This window comes from Allobosea sp., assembly GCF_035944895.1.
Taxonomy (GTDB): domain Bacteria; phylum Pseudomonadota; class Alphaproteobacteria; order Rhizobiales; family Beijerinckiaceae; genus Allobosea.
In genome coordinates this window covers 228,003-243,215 of the sequence record NZ_DASZAT010000005.1, presented here as the reverse complement: position 1 = coordinate 243,215, position 15,213 = coordinate 228,003, and the positions used below count along the sequence as shown (strand labels likewise).

14 protein-coding genes and 1 tRNA gene are annotated in these 15,213 nt (G+C 66.1%); 7 read left to right on the top strand and 8 right to left on the bottom strand.

From position 1 onward, the window contains the following. Position 1: 1 nt before the first annotated feature. From VGV58_RS03570 to VGV58_RS03535, 8 genes are all read right to left on the bottom strand, one after another. Entirely contained in the window at positions 2-733 is a 732-nt protein-coding gene (locus tag VGV58_RS03570) for a YdaU family protein (protein ID WP_326872599.1), read from the bottom strand. Beyond that, entirely contained in the window at positions 726-1,016 is a 291-nt protein-coding gene (locus VGV58_RS03565; RefSeq protein WP_326872598.1) for a hypothetical protein, read from the bottom strand. Before VGV58_RS03565 ends, VGV58_RS03570 begins: the two co-directional genes overlap by 8 nt. After that, on the bottom strand, positions 1,009-1,254 hold the full coding sequence (locus VGV58_RS03560) for a hypothetical protein (RefSeq protein WP_326872597.1): 246 nt from the start codon (positions 1,252-1,254) through the stop codon (positions 1,009-1,011). The genes VGV58_RS03565 and VGV58_RS03560 overlap by 8 nt, the downstream gene beginning before the upstream one ends. Then, positions 1,251-1,538, bottom strand: a complete 288-nt coding sequence (locus tag VGV58_RS03555; RefSeq protein ID WP_326872596.1) for a winged helix domain-containing protein — start codon at positions 1,536-1,538, stop codon at positions 1,251-1,253. The genes VGV58_RS03560 and VGV58_RS03555 overlap by 4 nt, the downstream gene beginning before the upstream one ends. A 202-nt stretch (positions 1,539-1,740) precedes the next feature. Then, positions 1,741-1,953 (bottom strand): hypothetical protein, encoded by a 213-nt coding sequence (locus VGV58_RS03550; RefSeq protein ID WP_326872595.1) that lies wholly within the window; start codon positions 1,951-1,953, stop codon positions 1,741-1,743. Positions 1,954-2,084: 131 nt separating this feature from the next. Beyond that, positions 2,085-3,221 (bottom strand): hypothetical protein, encoded by a 1,137-nt coding sequence (locus tag VGV58_RS03545; RefSeq protein WP_326872594.1) that lies wholly within the window; start codon positions 3,219-3,221, stop codon positions 2,085-2,087. Between the two features lie 2 nt (positions 3,222-3,223). Then, entirely contained in the window at positions 3,224-4,543 is a 1,320-nt protein-coding gene (locus tag VGV58_RS03540) for a tyrosine-type recombinase/integrase (RefSeq protein ID WP_326872593.1), read from the bottom strand. A 59-nt stretch (positions 4,544-4,602) separates the two neighbouring features. Beyond that, positions 4,603-4,687 (bottom strand) — tRNA-Leu (locus tag VGV58_RS03535). 220 nt (positions 4,688-4,907) lie between these two features. Here VGV58_RS03535 and VGV58_RS03530 point away from each other — a divergent pair. From VGV58_RS03530 to VGV58_RS03500, 7 genes are all read left to right on the top strand, one after another. Continuing rightward, on the top strand, positions 4,908-5,519 hold the full coding sequence (locus VGV58_RS03530) for a YqaA family protein (protein WP_326872592.1): 612 nt from the start codon (positions 4,908-4,910) through the stop codon (positions 5,517-5,519). A gap of 8 nt (positions 5,520-5,527) precedes the next feature. Continuing rightward, positions 5,528-6,043 (top strand): disulfide bond formation protein B, encoded by a 516-nt coding sequence (locus VGV58_RS03525; protein WP_326872591.1) that lies wholly within the window; start codon positions 5,528-5,530, stop codon positions 6,041-6,043. A gap of 434 nt (positions 6,044-6,477) precedes the next feature. Then, complete coding sequence (gene bcsN, locus VGV58_RS03520) at positions 6,478-7,296, top strand: cellulose biosynthesis protein BcsN (protein WP_326872590.1); 819 nt, start codon at positions 6,478-6,480, stop codon at positions 7,294-7,296. 23 nt (positions 7,297-7,319) lie between these two features. Continuing rightward, a complete protein-coding gene (bcsA, locus tag VGV58_RS03515; RefSeq protein ID WP_326872589.1) occupies positions 7,320-9,503 on the top strand; it encodes a UDP-forming cellulose synthase catalytic subunit in 2,184 nt (727 codons plus the stop codon). Between the two features lie 116 nt (positions 9,504-9,619). Next, positions 9,620-11,959: a cellulose biosynthesis cyclic di-GMP-binding regulatory protein BcsB gene (locus VGV58_RS03510; RefSeq protein ID WP_326872588.1), complete on the top strand. Its 2,340-nt coding sequence runs from the start codon at positions 9,620-9,622 to the stop codon at positions 11,957-11,959. Further along, entirely contained in the window at positions 11,956-12,975 is a 1,020-nt protein-coding gene (locus VGV58_RS03505; protein ID WP_326872587.1) for a glycosyl hydrolase family 8, read from the top strand. Before VGV58_RS03510 ends, VGV58_RS03505 begins: the two co-directional genes overlap by 4 nt. Continuing rightward, positions 12,966-15,146, top strand: a complete 2,181-nt coding sequence (locus VGV58_RS03500; RefSeq protein WP_326872586.1) for a tetratricopeptide repeat protein — start codon at positions 12,966-12,968, stop codon at positions 15,144-15,146. Before VGV58_RS03505 ends, VGV58_RS03500 begins: the two co-directional genes overlap by 10 nt. Positions 15,147-15,213 lie beyond the last annotated feature (67 nt).

Below are 15,213 nucleotides of genomic sequence, written 5' to 3'. Positions count from 1 at the left end.
CTCAGGCCCTCGCAGTCAGGAAGGACATGGAATCCGCGCGCTGCGCCGGCTGGCCCTTCAGCGCCGCCTCGATCCAGGCGACCGGCTCCGCAACCTGCTGTTCTTGGGCGTCCTCAATCGCACGAAGCACCTTGCGGGCGTCGTCGCGAGCATCGCGGAGCCAGCGCCCCAGCAGCGACCGCGCCGCGCCGTCAGGCTTGCCCGTCAACTGCCGCAGGGAAGCGAGACCTTGCCGGAAGAGGCGTTCCCGCCAATCCGGGATGGCAGTCACCGCCGGAGGCTCAGCTGGGGCGGTCACGCCAGTAGCGTTAGCTACTGAATTATATGTGGTTGTGGTTGGTTCAGCATTGCTTCGCTGCTGAGGAAGCATTGTTGAAGCATTGCTTCGACGCGAGCGACCTGAGGCCTTTCCGCCGCAACGCCCTGCATTTGCACGCTTTTCGTACTTCGCCCTGGCATCCTCCATCTCTCGCTCAATGCGAGAATGACGCCATCCTTCCTTGAAGAACTTGGCCAGGGTAGGCCTGTTCTCAGCCCACTCCGCTGCACTCATGCGCGCAATCCGTTGAAGCATTGCTTCGTCGGTCGGAAGGCCGCCGTGGATCCAGTAATGCGATATGAGGAGAAGGTAAGCGCCATGCTGTGTGGCGCTCAGGTGCATCGTGTCTGCGATGTAGTCGGAGACATAGAAGGCCATCCAGGGCCTGCGGCTGGTCGTCGGCGCATTAGTCATGCACGCCTCCGTCCCCTGCGTTCTCATTGCACCACGAGCACCACGCCATGTGCACCGGCAGCGGCACGCAATACCGGCTGATGGTCATAGTGGTGTTGGCGAACGGGCCGGCCACCTGCTCCTCGCTGCGCTCGATCAGCGCGCGAAAGACGAGGGTGTCCAAAATGCGCGGGTGGTGTCCCGCGAGGTCGTTGCCGATGGCGATCTGTTCGAAGACCTCATGAGCGCGCTTACTCAACCCTGCGCACGGATGAGGCTGGCGGTGAGGGCTTTTGCTAGCCATTGGCTCGGGCCTCCTCGTCCATCTGCTTGACCGCCGCCGGCAAGGTCTCAACGCCAGCAGCGGCACACGCGGCAAACTTCTGCGCGGAGCGCAGGAGCGCCGTGGTGTCACCCATCGCGAGGTGAGCCAAAGCGTGATCGAGATGGATCGCGGCCATCGCCAACGAGCCGGCGTCGAAGGCGCGCGGATTGCACGCGCCTTCGACGGTGGGAAGGGTAGCTTGCACTACCTCGCTCATGCTGCCCTCCGCTCGATCACGACGACGGGCACACTCAAGACGTAGCGGGCGTGGGTTCCGGCATAGGGGCCCGCATGCTTCTCGTCATGGGTGACAACACCAACGCCACCGCGCCTCAACTTGAAAACGTAGTGGCTCCAGCGCGGGCCCGGATGGTCGATCGGCGTGCAACCTTTCGAACCGGCGAGGATGAGGTTGTCCAAAGCCCAGGCGTCACGACCCTTGAAGGTCTTGGGCGACGGGTCGCCCTCGATGGTGACAGTGATGCTCTTGAGGTTTGCCATCAGTCACGGCCCTCCTTCGGCCCGAGAGAGGCGAGGCGGAGGACCGTCAGGGCGTGCAATTCGGACAGGCCGAGCCGGCGCTGGAGACGATTGACGAGGACGGTGTGGATGGTATCTTCGCTAGGCATTCCGGCCAGGAATGAAGCCTTCGCGAGCCCGGCGCCGCCACAGCGCCGGGTTTCGTTTTGCCGGTTCATGGTGCTTACGCGGCCTCCTTCTTGGAGGCGTTGGCGAGCGCGTCGATATAGCGCTTGATCTCGCTGGCCCGGATGAAAGTCCGATTGCCGTTGCGAACGACATTCAGCCGACCGGCGCGAACCTCATCATAGCCCTTGGTCGTCCGCATTCCTGCGAGGCCGACCCCCTTCCTGAACGGGACCAGCGGGTCCACCTCGGGGATATATTGCTGCGTCATGGTCTGCTGTTCCTTTCGTCTGCGACCGCCCCTGTTCGGCGGCGGGCGAGACGAAATTGGCTGCGGATCAGCAGGACCGCGATTTGTTCAAATGTTCGGGTAGAAATCGGCCGAACTACGGGCCGGACAATTCAGCTAGGCGACTTTCGACCACGCTTAAGGGTCGGAGCGTGCTGCCGCCAAAGCGCTTGAAACGAATCACGCGACACTTCGGGCCGGCTTGCTTTTCGCCATGCGTCGCTGGTCCGCCAGTCGGGCCACACGCCGGAATGAGCGGCTTTCAATGCCTCAATGTCGGTCGAGGCCGCCGCTCTCTTCTTAGGTAGGGGAGCCGGTGATATTTCATCGAGTAGGCTGGAGACCCAGCTCCTCAATGAGGATCGCAGCACGGCGACGTCATTCCACCTCAGCGCGTGAGGCGTGTCATCGCGAAACCGCGCAAACGATTCCATATCTGCTCGTTCAGGATTGATATCGAAACCCGCGCCGTTGTGGGTTACGGCCAGATCATGGGCGAAAACGGCGACCGGGATAGTTTCAGGGCGTCCCACCGTAGCGCAGGTGCCGAACAGCTTGACCTTTCCGTGGCGCGCCTGATCGAGCAAGGCAGCGCCAGTGCGAGCGCGGCGCGCTGCTGCCACTAACGGTGGTAAATCAGCGGGCGGGGCGAGAGAGCCAAAAGACAGGACACTGAGCGCCTGAGAAAGCAGAACCCAATCGCCATTGGGCATCTGATCCAAGCTCGACAATTCAACCTCGGGCGCCAGCGCCCAAGGCGTTCGGCTGATCAGGTTTGCACCAGTAACGGAGTTCAACGCCGGAAGTTGGAGGTGGATAAATCTCTCCAATTCATCGCCCCGTACAAACACCGGCGCACCATCTGTTCGAGGCCCAGGACAGGTCAGATGGTGAAGCTCCGTGCTCAAGCCGGGAACGCCGAAAGAAATGGCTTCGATCCAACGTTCGCGGTTAGCGAGTTCGGCAGGTTCTCCAGTCCTCGTATCGCGAATCATCGCGCGAAGGTGACCTGAAGCCAGTGCCGTGCGCATCAAACGCTCGACCCGCCTTCGCGATTCGTCATAGGCATTCCAGACTTCATTGGGAGCGCCCACCCAGGTGCTGCCGAACTCCTTAGAAAACTCTTCGTCGGGAACGCGTTGGCTGAGCGCGAGGAAATGCTTCTCGCTATCCTCGATAGTGCGCCAAGCACGCTCAAAAGCGTCTGATAGCCACTCGTGGCCATTAGGTAGCGTGTGTGCAGCGGACATTGCTATCGCTCCACCGACCAATCAAACTTGGAGCCTGCGCGCATCAGGTCAACCTGATCGGCCCACCACTGCGCCATGCGTACACGCTCATCCCAATATTGGCCGCGTGCATAGGCGCGCCGGCTCTTGTCTTCCTCCTCGTGGGCCAGCGCGCGTTCGACTGCATCCGGCGACCACAGGCCGGATTCGTTCAGGAGCGTTGACGCGCTGGCGCGGAAGCCGTGGGCCGTGTGGTCCTCCTTGGCGTAGCCGAGGCGCCGAAGCGCGGCATTCAGGGTGTTTTCCGACATGGGGCGGTCTACCGACCGCTCTGAGGGGAAGAGATACCGGCCATTTCCGGAAATGCGCCGCACCTCTTTGAGAACAGCCAAAGCCTGCGGCGGGAGCGGAATGGCGTGCGGGCGGCGCATCTTCATCCGCCCGGCCGGGACCGTCCACACGGCTTGCACCATGTCGAACTCAGGCCACTCAGACCATCGCAGCTCTCCCGGCCGAGGAAAGAGGAGCGCGAGCAACTTGAGCGCCGCGGTCGTCAACTTTGAGCCTTCATAGCCATCGACGGCACGCAGTAGGCCGCCGAACGCTGTACGCTCGATCACAGCCGCCTGCCCCTTCACGACAGGAGGCGTGAGCGCACCACGCAGGGCGATGGTCGGATCGTCCTTCGCTCGCTGCGTGGCGATGGCGTAGCGGAAGACTTGGCCAATGATGGATCTCAGCCGGCGAGCGGTTTCGAGCCTGCCGCGAGCTTCGACCTTGCGCAAGACCGCCAGGGCTTCGGCAGCGCTGATCTCGGCAATAGGACGCTTTCCCAGGTCGGGCGTGGCGAGGCTGATATGCCAATCGTACTTGTCGATGGTGGTCTGGGCTTTGCCGCTCGCAACCTTTTGCGCCCGCAGTTCGGCCGCCACCACTTCAAAGGTGTTCTCCCTGCTGGCCTTGCCCGTAAGCTTCTGGAGCTTCTTTTCCGCGCCGGGGTCTTTACCGTCACGCAGCAGCGCCTTGGCCTCTTCCCGCTTGGCTCGCGCGGTCTTGAGGTCGATCGCCGGATATGCGCCGATCGAGAGCTTTTTCTGCTTTCCGTCGAAGCGATAGGCCAGACGCCAGAGTTTCGCGCCCTTCGGCTCGATCCATAGCTGCAAGCCGCCGCCGTCCGACAGTTTCACCGTGCTCGCGCCGGGCTTGGCGTTCCTGATGGCGATGTCCGTCAGAGGCATTGTTGGCCTGCGGGAACCGAGTTGTTGGCCTTGATGCTTCAGCAGGCCAACAATTTTCGCGACTGTCAACGGCCATGGGCGGTCACTGATGAACAGCGAGCGCATTGGAATCAGCGGTTTATCTGGTGTTTGCGGTCGCCTGCGAATGCCGGCGAACAGTATTTTGGTGCCCCTGGCCGGGATCGAACCAGCACTCCTTGCGGAACTCGATTTTGAGTCGAGCGCGTCTACCAATTCCGCCACAGGGGCCCTTTTCAGGCGGGGCGGACTATAGCGATAGCCGAAGGCCGGTCAATCTCGCGTGAACGGCTTTTCCAACGACGTCGCGGCCATGGACGGAAGGCTCGGCGCCCGCTAGATCGCCGTGCGTCCTTTCGGACGCCAAATGGCGATCTATCACTTTATCAGGCATCGGATTGCCTCCGAAAAGTGGTTTCCACTTTTCGGTCCGATGCTCTAAGGGCCGGCGATGTTCGAACGCCTCTACCTCTGGACGCTCTCGCTTGCCGCCCGCCGCAGCGCGCAGGTCTGGCTCGCCGTCGTCGCCTTCATCGAGAGCTCCTTCTTCCTGATCCCGGCCGACGTGCTGTTCGTGCCGATGGCGCTGGCCAAGCCGCAGCGGGCCTATCGCCTCGCCTTGATCGCGACGGTGTTCTCGACGCTCGGCGGCATCGCCGGCTACGCGCTCGGATACTACGCCTTCGATGCGCTGGCGCGGCCGGTGCTCGCCTTCTACGGCAAGCTTGGCGCCTTCGAGCAATTGCGCGCCTGCGCCACCCCGGACATGACGCTGCTGCTGCTCACCACCTCGGGCCTGGCGCATCTGCCGCCGATCAAGGTGGTGACGATCCTGGCCGGCGCCGTCCATATCGGACTCGGCTTCTTCGTACTGTCCTGCGTCATCGCGCGCGGCGCCCGTTTCTTCGCCCTCGCCTTCCTGCTGCGCCGCTATGGCGAGACGATCCGTCACTTCATCGAGAAGCGGCTGAAGCTGATCGCGCTCGGCGGCGCGGCCCTGCTGATCCTGCTCTATTTCGGCCTCAAGCTGCTGACAGGCTCAGGTCAGCTCCTCTCCTGCTGAGTACCGCCATGACCGGCCTTGCCTCGCGCCTCCTCGCCGATCCCCGCCGCCTGATCGCCCTGATCGGGCTCGCAAGCCTCGCCTTGATCGGAGGCGCCTGGTTCTTCGAGTTGGTCCTGCACTTACGCCCCTGCAAGCTCTGCCTCGAACAGCGCGCGCCGCATTACGCCGCTATCGGCCTCACCACGCTCGCGCTGCTCCTTGCCCGTTCGCGGCGCCTGCAGATCGCAGCGCTGATCGGCCTTGCCCTGCTGATGGCCTGGAGCACCGGACTCGGCGTCTATCATTCCGGCGTCGAATGGGGAATCTTCGCCGGTCCGAACGATTGCGGCGGCACGCCGGCTCCGGCGGCCGCTGGAGTCCAGGACCTGATGAAGCAGCTCCAGACCACCCGGATCGTCTCCTGCACGGAAGCCGCCTGGCGCTTCCTCGGCCTCTCCCTCGCCGGCTGGAATGCGCTCGCCTCGCTCGCGCTGCTGGCCATCGCCCTGCTGGGATTGAGAAACGCCTCGCAGCGCCCGTAAGCGGCGCAGGACCGACTCTCCACAGCAATCTCGGTTGGATCGGAAACGGCAATTCGCCGGCGGCCCCGGCCGCCCATCCCGCCGTGACGAGCGCCGCTTCAAGGCGGTGGCCAGCCTTGATTCGCCTCGGCCCGGCAGCCGACGGCCGATCGATGCAGAGCCTGCCGACGTGATCAGCGGTTGGAATAACCGCGCGAATCATCTGTATTGGCCCAGATATCGGATGCTCAGGCCACATTTCCGGCAGGTAGCGAGACAGTAAGGTCGCGTTAACCTTTATTAATCGATGGTCAACATATGACGATGCCGACCAGACACGGACCGGCGCGCCGATGAACGTCGCAGGGCAAGGTCCAGCCATACGTTCCGCCCGGCGCCATCAGGCGCAAAGGCGGGCAGCGACATCTGTCGGGGCCGCCTGCCTGAGCCTGATCATGGCCGGATGCGGCGAGCAGAGACTTGCCGATTCGGAACTGGTGACAGCGACGCGCTCGCTCTCCGTCGACCCCGGCCGGGCGATGATCGTGCTGCCGCCCGGCAGCCCGCCGGTGATCGGCATCACCCAGCGCAGCTACGAGAACGCGATCGCGCAGACGATCTCGCTGGCGACGCGCGGCCGCACGCCCGGCGAGAACAGGATCGAGGTCGCCTTCTTCACCGCGGCCGACCTGCCGGACAGCGCCGGCGTCGCGGGCAACCTGCTCAAGCTGCCGGGGATCGACGACTTCGCCGTCGCGCAGGATATGGAGGAGCGTCTGCCGGGCATCGCCATGGCGCCCTCCGCCGTCTTCGTCCAGAACAAATACGGGCCATTCGGCTACGCCTTCGGCCGTGGCACCGGCGGCGAGGCCTGCCTCTACGCCTGGCAGCGCATCGCCGACGGCGACAGCATCTTCCGGCCGAAATCGGGCGCGGTCTCGGTTCGCATGCGCATATGCGACCCCAAGGCGAGCGAAGCCTCGCTGCTGCGCCTCGCCTACGACTATTCGCTCAACGCCTCCTTGCGACGCAGCGGCTGGAGCCCGGCCGGGGATGCACCCGCACCAGCACCGGGGCTCGGCCAGGCCGGGGCGCCGATCTACCCGCTGCCACAGGCTTCGGCCGAGGACGCGCCGGGGCCGCGGCGCGCCGCCCGGCCGCGGCCGGCGCGGGCGCCTCGGATCGAAGCCGATCGCTTTCAAGACACGCAGCCCGTCCCTGACAGGCCGCTGGAGGGATATCCGACCGTTCCACCGCCACCCGCGACACCCTGAGACAGCAAGCGTCCCGAGAGCCGATGCGAACCGCGATCTACGTCATCTTCTGGGCGATCGCCACGGCCGTGGTCGTGGCGCTGATCACGCTGCCGATCAGCCTGCAGGCGCATCTGATCGCCGGGACGATCGTGGTCGGGGCGATGATCCTGCTCAAGTTCCTGCGCCCCTATGGCGTCTGGCGCCTGATCGCGCTCGGCCTCGGGACGGCGATGGTGCTGCGCTATGTCTACTGGCGCACCACGAGCACGCTGCCTCCGATCAACCAGCTCGAGGACTTCATCCCTGGCCTGATCCTCTATCTCGCCGAACTCTACAATATCGGCATGCTGTTCCTCAGCCTGTTCGTCGTGGCGATGCCACTGCCGCGACGCAAGACCGCCCCGCCGATCGCCGCCGACGCGCCGACCGTCGATGTCTTCGTGCCCAGCTACAACGAGGAGCCCGAGCTCCTGGCGACGACGCTGTCCGCGGCGCTCGCCATGGACTATCCGGCGGGTCGCCTCACCGTCTACCTGCTCGACGATGGCGGCACCGACGAGAAATGCAATGCGGATAACTTCGTCGCGGCCAGCGCCGCGCAGGAGCGACGCGCCGCCTTGCAGAAGCTCTGCGACGGGCTCGGCTGCACCTATCTGACGCGCGAGCGCAACATCAGCGCCAAGGCCGGCAATCTCAACAACGGCCTCGCCAATTCCAGCGGCGACCTCGTCGTCGTCTTCGACGCCGACCATGCGCCGGCGCGCAACTTCCTGACCGAGACGATCGGCTATTTCGGCGAGGATCCGAAGCTGTTCCTGGTCCAGACACCGCATTTCTTCATCAATCCCGACCCGCTGGAGCGCAATCTCAAGACCTTCAAGGCGATGCCGTCCGAGAACGAGATGTTCTACGGCATCATCCAGCGCGGCCTCGACAAGTGGAACGCCTCGTTCTTCTGCGGCTCCGCCGCGGTGCTGCGCCGTACGGCGCTGCAGACGACGAATGGCTTTTCCGGCCGCAGCATCACCGAGGACGCCGAGACTGCGGTCACCCTGCACGCCACCGGCTGGAACAGCGTCTATGTCGACAAGCCGCTGATCGCCGGGCTCCAGCCCGCGACCTTCGCGAGCTTCATCGGCCAGCGCTCGCGCTGGGCACAGGGCATGATGCAGATCCTGATCTACCACCGCCCGATGCTGAAGAGCGGCCTCTCGCTGCCGCAGCGCCTGTGCTACTCGTCCTCGGCCCTGTTCTGGCTGTTTCCGTTCGTGCGCCTGACCTTCCTGGTCGCGCCGCTCTGCTATCTCTTCTTCGGACTGGAGATCTTCACCGCCTCGGGCGCCGAGTTCATCGCCTATGTCTTCAGCTACATGGCGGTGAACCTGATGATGCAGAACTATCTCTATGGCCGCTATCGCTGGCCATGGATCTCCGAGCTCTACGAATTCATCCAGTCGGTCTATCTGCTGCCGGCGGTGATCTCGGTGCTGATCAACCCGGGCAAGCCGACCTTCAAGGTGACAGCCAAGAGCGAGGAGCTGGGGACGCGCCGCATCTCGGAACTCGGCCTGCCCTTCTTCATCATCTTCGCCGTGCTGGCGCTTGGCGTCGTCGCCACCTATTGGCGCATCATCACCCAGCCCTACAATGCCGACACCACCCTCGTGGTCGGTCTCTGGAACATTCTCAACCTGCTGATGGCGGGCTGCGCCCTCGGCGTGGTGTCGGAACGGCCGGAAGGGCGCGGCGCCCGCCGTTTCCCGGTGAGGCGTCGGGGGCAGATCAGCATCGACGGACGGACGGCGCCGATCGTCACCGAGAACGTCTCCGTCGACGGCGTCGCCATCCGGGTCCTGTCCAAGGACTTCGACAAGCTGCCGGTCAACAGCACGGGCGAGATTGCCTTCGAGACGTCGATCGCGATGCCGGCGGGCACCCTGCCCGTGCGCGTCGTGCGCCTCGCTCCGGACGCAAAAGGCCTGGTGCTCGGCTGCCGCTACGAGCCGAGCGAGCCGCTGCACAGCCGGATCATCGCGGACCTTGCCTTCTCGGACGCCGGGATCTGGAGCAGCTTCCAGAAGGCGCGGCGCCAGAACATGGGCGTCATCTACGGCACCTTGCGCTTCCTGCGCCTCGCCATATTCCAGACCAGCCGTGGCCTGTCCTATTTCTTCGGCCTCGCCCGCTTGTCCCGCTCCAATCCCGGACGGAGGGCGGCGGAGTGAGGACGCGCCTCCTGCATATCGTCGCCGCGGCGGCAGTCGTTCCGATCGGAAGCCTGAATTTCGGGCTCCAGGCACAGGAGGCTCAACCGACGCCGCCGCGGGAACCGGCGCCTTTCATGATCGCACCGCCGTCGCAGCAGCCACCGGCCGCTCGCCCAGCCGAGCCGACGCCACAGGCAGGGCCGGCACCGACACCGGCGGCGCTAGCCATCCCCGCCAGCTTCGCCTTCAAGCCGCTGCTGCCGGCCGCGCGCGTCATGCTCGAAGGCGAGAACGATACGCGCAGCTGGGCCTTCTACCTCACGCAGGACGAGGCGGGCGCCGACCTCAATCTCGACATCGCCTTCCAGAATGCGCTGGTCGTGATGCCGGAAGCCTCGCGCCTGACGGTGCGCATCAATGGCGAGCGCATCATGGAGGCGCCGATAGCCTCCTCAGACCGCCTCAAGCGAACTTCGACGACAATCCGCAAGGGGCTTCTCAGGCCCGGTCAGAACACGATCCGCTTCGAGGCCGTGCAGCGTCACCGCACCGACTGCACGGTCGCCTCCACCTATGAATTGTGGACACGCATCGACGGCGCCGGCACCCGCCTCTCCTTCAAGAACCCGGCGCAGCAATCGCGCCTGCGCAGCATCGACGACCTGCCAGCGGTCGGAGCAGACGAAAGCGGGCAGACGACGATCCAGATCGTCGCGCCGGGCGCGACGCGCGCCGTCGCCGCCAACAGCATCCTCGCGGTAGCGCAAGGCGTGGCGCTGCGCGGCCGCTACAGCCAGGCGGCGGTGCGGGTCTCCGAGCGGCTGCCGGAGCGTATCCGACCAGGTGTGCTGACGGTCCTGCTCGGCACAGCCAAGGAGGTGCGCGAGCTGCTCGGGACGCTGCCCAGCGAGGCGGGGTCCGGCAGCTTCCTCGGCTTCATCGCCAATTCCAGGCTCGGGCCGGCAACCCTGCTCGTCACCGGGGAGAGCTGGCCCGATATCGAGGCGACTGTCGCCAAGTTCCTGACCGGGCCGGTCTCGCGGCCGACCAACACCAACCGCAAGACGATGGACACGTCGAGCTGGCACATCCCCGATGCGCCTTTCATCTCCGACCGGCAGATGCTGCGCTTCTCGGAACTCGGCGTCTCCACGCAGGAATCCTCGGGCCGGCGCATGCGCGTGCGCGCCGTCATCGCCATGCCCGGGGACTTCTACGCCAATGCCTATGGCGAGGCGACGCTCTATCTCGACGGTGCCTATTCGGAGGAGGTCCTTCCCGGCGCCAGCCGCGTCGAGATCTTCGTCAACGGCAACGTCGCAGCGACCGTGCCGCTCAACGCCGCCAATGGCGGGCTCTTCCAGCAATCGCCGATCCCGATCCCGCTCCGGCACTTCCGGCCCGGCATCAACGAGATCTGGTTCGAGGCGGTCACGCAGGCGCGGTCGGACCTCGCCTGCGGGCCGGGCGCGACCCTGCCCGGCAAGAACCGCTTCGCACTGTTCGACACCACGACGCTGGCGATTCCCGATTTCGCCAAGATCGGGGTCAGCCCCAATCTCGCGGCCGCGGCCGGTACGGGCTTCCCCTATTCGATCGCGGCGCATGTCGGCCTGCTCATGGGCCGGCAGGACCTGCCCAATCTCGGCGCCGCCGCGACCCTGCTGGCGCGGCTGGCCCAACGCGCCGACCGGCCGCTGCCGATCGACATCCTCGGCAGCGCCGCCACCGTCGGCGACCGCCCGGCCCTGATCGTCGGCGCTGCCGGTCAATTGCCTGCCGGATTGCTGCCGCGCGTCGGCATCGCCGACAATGTCCGCAACACCTGGCCGCAGCGTGCCGACGCCGTCGTCGTCCTGCCGGAGACCGAGGGCGCTGCCGTATTCGATGCCGTGATCAACCGCTTCCAGGGCCGGCAGACGACTCCGGAGGATTCCGGCGGCGGCACGCCGACGACCGAGGCGATCCGCGACCGCTGGCGCGGCTCGCTCGGCGGGCCCCTCGCGCGCTACTTCATCAGCTTCGACCGATGGCTGCAGCGCACTTTCGATCTGTCCTTCGCGCAGCTGCGCGCTCCCACGCGTGCACCCACGCTCTATGAACCGGCGGAAGGGGCCGAGTTGATCGCCGCCCAGGCGACCGACCCCGATACGCGCCAGGTCTGGACCGCTTTCGTCGTGCGCCAGGAGGAAACACTCGAGAAGGCCATGGACAGGCTCGTCACCCCCGGCAACTGGGCCGGGATGGCCGGCAAGCTCACCGCTTTCCGCAACGGGCAGGACAATCACGTCATCTCGGCGGACAGCACGACCTTCGTCATGACCCGGGCGTTCAGCCTGGCCAATATGCGTCTCGTCTTCGCCAACTGGATGTCGAGCAATATCGGCATCTATGCGTTGACCCTGCTGGGAGCCTGCATCGGCCTCGGCATCGGAACCTTCCTGATGCTCGGCCGATTGGGAAGGCGCTCATGAAATGGCTGCGCGCAACCCTGGCCGCCATGCTGCTCGGCCTCACCTCCGGCGCACAGGCCGCCCTGCCGGCCGGCGCCTGGGAGCTCTACCGGCAGAAATTCGTCACTGCCGAGGGCCGCGTCGTCGACGACGCCAATGGCGGCATCAGCCATAGCGAGAGCCAGGGTTACGGGCTGCTGCTGGCCTGCCTCGCCGGCGACCGCGGCAGCTTCGCCAGCATCCTCTCCTTCACCCGGACCGAGTTCCTGATCCGCGACGACGGCCTCGCCGCCTGGCGCTGGGACCCGAAGGCCACGCCGCGCGTCACCGACATCAACAACGCCAGCGACGGCGACCTGCTGATCGCGGAAGCCCTCATTTGCGCCGGCACGCGCTGGTCGATGCCGGCCTACACCAGCGCGGCTCGCCAGATCGCCCGCTCGCTGGCCAAGGTCGCGCTCCTGAAGCGCGACGGCCAGACCTGGCTGATGCCGGCGGCAAAGGGCTTCTCGGAGCAGGAGCGACCGGACGGGCCGGTGGTCAACCCGTCCTACTTTGTGTTCGAGACCTTCCCCGTCCTCGCCAAGCTCACCGGCGACCAGAGCTGGATGCAAGTGCAGGCGACCGGGCTGAAGCTGCTCGACGACCTCGCCAAGCGGAAGGTTCCGGCGGCCGACTGGCTCTCGCTCAAGGGCGAGCCGAAGCCGGCCGACGGCTTTCCGCCGCAGTTCGGCTACAATGCGCTGCGCATCCCGCTCTATCTCCTGCGGGCCGGCCTTGCCGACAGGCAACGCCTCGAACCTTTCCGCCAGGCCTGGGCCAGCGGCACAGCGGTGATCGACGTGCCGAGCGGCAAGCCGGCCGAGCCGCTGCCGGATGCCGGCTATCGCATCCTCGCCGCGGCAATCGCCTGCGCTCTCGACCGCACCCCGATCCCAGCCGAATTGAGGACCTTTCAGCCGACCGCCTATTACCCGTCGACACTGCATCTGCTTGCCCTCTCGATGCTGAGCGAGAGGTATCCGCAATGCATGTGAAATCCGTGCTGATCGCCGTCGCAGCCTCGAGCGCCGCCTTCTACGGGCTGGGCCGCTATGGCCACGACCTCAGCTGGCCGAAGGCATCGGTGCCGGCCGTGCAGCAGGCGCAGGCCGAGACGCATCCCGATCCCAGCGAGCCAGCACCGCCTGCGGCCGGGCAACCAGAGACCGAACTGGCACAGGCTCCGGCCGTGCCCGGGCGCCCCGTGGCGCCTCCCGGCCCCTCGCAGAAGGTCGATGAGACGGCATTGCGCTATTTCGCCAGCCAGGGCGACACCCGCCGTTACGAGGCGGAACTCGCCCGGCTGCGCGCGCTCTATCCCGAATGGAAGCCGCCGACCGATCTGAACGCATCGCAGCCAACAGGCGATCCCGAGCTGGAGCGGGTCTGGAAGCTGTTCGCCGAGGGCAAATTCGGCGAGGCGCGCGCCGGAATTGCCCAGCGCAGCAGCGCCGATCCGAACTGGCAGGCGCCAGCCGATCTCATCGCCCAGCTCGACAGGGCCGAGGCCGGCCTGCGCCTGGTCAACGCCTCCAACGCCAGGCAATGGGAGCAGGTGATCAGGATCGGCACCGAGACGCCGGCACTGCTGACCTGCACCAATGTCGACGCGCTCTGGCGCGTGGCCGAGGCCTTCATCCAGACCGGCGCACCGGAGCGGGCCCGCGACGCCTATGCCTATGTACTGACCAACTGCACCACTCCGGCCGAACGCGTCGGCACCATGCAGAAGGCGCTCGCCAGCCTGCCCGAGGCATTGGTCAGCCCCTTGCTGGCGCAGGAGAAGCAGAGCGAGTTCTCGAGCATTCGCGACGAGATCGCGCGACGCCATATCGGGAAAGCCGCGGAAGAGCCGACCCTGACCGCGACGCCCGAAGAACTCCGACGGATCGAGGCGCTCGCCAATGCGGCAACGACGCCGGATGATCCGATCCTGCTCGGCTTCTATTTCTTCCGCCACAACGATGCGGCCAAGGCCGTGACCTGGTTCCAGACCGCGCTGGCACGCAATGGCGGCGCCAAGGCGGCGGAAGGCGCCGTGCTCGCACTCGGCGCACAGCAGAAATACCAGGAGGCGGAGACGCTCGGCGCACAATGGCTCGAAGCGGGCCCGGCAAACCGCAAGGCCTATCTCGATGTCGCGACCGCGCTGATCGCGCAGGAGCCGGCGCCGCGGCTCGAGCGTACCGTGATCGAGCGTATCGCCAGGACGGTCGGCGTCGACCGCTATGCTCCCGGCGGCGCCGCCCTCGGCTGGTATGCCTATAACTCCGGGCAGATCGCCCCCGCCGAAACCTGGTTCGAGACCGCCCTCGCCTGGGATCGCAACTACGAGCCGGCAGCCTACGGCCTCGCTCTGGTGCATCAGCGCCTGCGCGACCTGGCCGGAGTGCGTGCCATCATCGCCGAATGGCGCAATCGCTCGCCCCGCATCGCCGATCTGCTGAATCCTACCAGCAGACGTTCCCCAGCCCCGGAGCGGGAAATCCGGCCGCTGCCGGAGACGCACCCGACCGTACGGACGGCCCCGGTACCCGAGCCTGCCGAGCGGACGCCGCGCCGGATCATTCGGGCAGAGCCCGCGCCGACGATGCGCTACGAAGACGAGTTTCCCGCCGCGGCCATGCCTCGGCGCCCGGCGCCCGTGCGCTCTCGCGGCGGCTCCTGCGGCGCGGGCGCGAGCGGAGCGGCGGCGCTGCAGCGCGGCTGGTGTCTGCTCAACCTGAAGCGGCCCGCGGCTGCGGCAGAAGCCTTCGACGCGGCTCAGCGCAGCGGCAATGCCCAGATCGCCGCGGATGCCGCCGCGGGCAAGACCTATGCGAAGCTCCAGCAGGGACTGACGGCCGAGGCCGGCGCCGCGGCCGCCAGCGCCAACCTGCCCCCGGCGCGCCGCAAGGAACTGCAGAGCCTGCTGCTCGCCGAACGCTTCTATGCCCAGTACGACGCCAAGGACTTCAACGGCGCGCTGCTGACGCTCGGCGAGCGGGCACGCTATGCCTCCGAGAGCACCGACCTGATGCTGATGCGCGGCTGGTCCTATTTCAATCTCGGCCGCTTCGACGATGCCGCGCAGGTCTTCCAGGCGCTCTACCGCGCCAATGGCTCGCCACAGGCGATGTCCGGCCTGACGGCGATCCGCGACATCACCCAGCGCAACCGCTACTGATCCAGCACGCCTCGCGATCGGGTGATAACGCAGCGCGCGCAACTCTCACCATAACCCTGCAGAATAC

Excerpts from the sequence above, each read along its gene's own strand:
- VGV58_RS03540 (WP_326872593.1), bottom strand. The coding sequence starts at position 4,543 with ATGCGCTCGCTGTTCATCAGTGACCGCCCATGGCCGTTGACAGTCGCG.
- VGV58_RS03570 (WP_326872599.1), bottom strand. The coding sequence starts at position 733 with ATGACTAATGCGCCGACGACCAGCCGCAGGCCCTGGATGGCCTTCTAT.
- VGV58_RS03545 (WP_326872594.1), bottom strand. The coding sequence starts at position 3,221 with ATGTCCGCTGCACACACGCTACCTAATGGCCACGAGTGGCTATCAGAC.
- VGV58_RS03550 (WP_326872595.1), bottom strand. The coding sequence starts at position 1,953 with ATGACGCAGCAATATATCCCCGAGGTGGACCCGCTGGTCCCGTTCAGG.
- bcsA (WP_326872589.1), top strand. The coding sequence starts at position 7,320 with ATGCGAACCGCGATCTACGTCATCTTCTGGGCGATCGCCACGGCCGTG.
- VGV58_RS03565 (WP_326872598.1), bottom strand. The coding sequence starts at position 1,016 with ATGGCTAGCAAAAGCCCTCACCGCCAGCCTCATCCGTGCGCAGGGTTG.
- VGV58_RS03500 (WP_326872586.1), top strand. The coding sequence starts at position 12,966 with ATGCATGTGAAATCCGTGCTGATCGCCGTCGCAGCCTCGAGCGCCGCC.
- VGV58_RS03505 (WP_326872587.1), top strand. The coding sequence starts at position 11,956 with ATGAAATGGCTGCGCGCAACCCTGGCCGCCATGCTGCTCGGCCTCACC.
- VGV58_RS03510 (WP_326872588.1), top strand. The coding sequence starts at position 9,620 with ATGATCGCACCGCCGTCGCAGCAGCCACCGGCCGCTCGCCCAGCCGAG.
- VGV58_RS03530 (WP_326872592.1), top strand. The coding sequence starts at position 4,908 with ATGTTCGAACGCCTCTACCTCTGGACGCTCTCGCTTGCCGCCCGCCGC.
- bcsN (WP_326872590.1), top strand. The coding sequence starts at position 6,478 with ATGGCCGGATGCGGCGAGCAGAGACTTGCCGATTCGGAACTGGTGACA.
- VGV58_RS03555 (WP_326872596.1), bottom strand. The coding sequence starts at position 1,538 with ATGGCAAACCTCAAGAGCATCACTGTCACCATCGAGGGCGACCCGTCG.
- VGV58_RS03525 (WP_326872591.1), top strand. The coding sequence starts at position 5,528 with ATGACCGGCCTTGCCTCGCGCCTCCTCGCCGATCCCCGCCGCCTGATC.
- VGV58_RS03560 (WP_326872597.1), bottom strand. The coding sequence starts at position 1,254 with ATGAGCGAGGTAGTGCAAGCTACCCTTCCCACCGTCGAAGGCGCGTGC.